The organism is Mycobacterium sp. NGS50, from assembly GCF_059812545.1.
Window position 1 is genome coordinate 1 of the sequence record NZ_JCALCW010000089.1, and the last position, 803, is coordinate 803.

Here is an 803-nt window from a genome sequence, read left to right on the forward strand (position 1 = left end):
GCTTGGGTGTGGTAGCCGGGGACGTCGCAGCCTGGGTGGGTGCAGCCGCGGTCGCGTGCGTAGAGCACGATCCATTGGTCGGGGGAGGCGATGCGGCGGGTTCGGCCCAGATACAGGGGCCGGTTTTGGTGGTCGTCGAAGACGGCTAGGTAGTGGTAGGCGTGGCTGGCCATGCGGATCACGTCGCGCATGGGCAGCAGTGTTCCGCCGGCGGTGACTGCTGTTCCGGTGCCTGCGGTGAGCTCTTTGAGTGTTGTCGAGACGATGACGGTCACCGGCAGGCCGTGGTGGACGCCGAGTTTCGGGTCGCCGAGTTGGCCGCGGACTAGGGCGTTGAGTGCGTCGTGTTGGCGTTGGGCGGGGGTGCGTAGGTCGGTGTTGTGGGCGTCGTCGGTGGGTTGGCCGGTGACACGGGGTGTTTGGTCGTCGGGGTTGCACATGCCGGGGGCGGCGAAGCGGGCCATCCAGGCGTCGAGGTTGGCGCGTAGTTCGGGGGTGGCGGTCAGGCGTCCGGTGCTCATGCCGTCGTGGCGTTGTGTCGACCAGCTGAATCCGCGTTGGCGGGCCCGGTCGGCGTCGGTGAAGGTGCCGTCGGGGTTGATGCGTTGGGCGTAGCGATGAGCGACTTTCGCGAGTTGGTCGGGGCGTACGTCGGCGGCCTTTGCGGCAAGGAATCGTTCGGCTTCTTCGACGGTGGGCACCGGGATGGTCTGCGGCAGGCCATGCATGAAGTCTTGGATGACCCGCAGATGGTCGGGATCTAGAACGCCGCGGTGCCAGGCGTGCGCGGTGGCTTCGAGCTG

General features: G+C 67.5%; 1 protein-coding gene. It reads right to left on the bottom strand.

Annotated elements, in window-relative coordinates; translation table 11 throughout:
• Positions 1–803, bottom strand: an 803-nt coding sequence (locus AC5Y36_RS25805; protein ID WP_500043818.1) for a 13E12 repeat family protein, incomplete at both ends; no start/stop codon positions are given.